The sequence below is a fragment of the Pseudomonas sp. SDO52101_S400 genome, from assembly GCF_054071635.1.
Map to the genome: position 1 here is coordinate 1 of NZ_JBSVWF010000182.1, position 203 is coordinate 203.

The 203-nt window shown below is 61.1% G+C and carries 1 protein-coding gene; it reads right to left on the reverse strand.

Annotation, left to right across the window (positions count from 1 at the left end):
* Window positions 1-203: immunoglobulin-like domain-containing protein (locus ACW9HX_RS29245; RefSeq protein ID WP_457383230.1), on the reverse strand; the 203-nt coding region annotated here is incomplete at both ends.

Genomic DNA, 203 nt, shown 5'->3' on the forward strand with positions numbered 1-203 from the left:
GCTCAAGGTCACGGTCACCGGAGTGCCCGCAGCGTTGGTCAGGGTCGCGGTGTAGATGATCGAACCACCCTCGGCGACCGAATTGGTGGCGCTAAGCGTCAGATTGGTAGTGTCGACGGTGTCGGTCACGGTGGTGCTGACCGGGGTCTTGTCGGCTACCAGATTTTCGTAGTTGCCACCGGTTACGCCGGTAATCGCGTTGG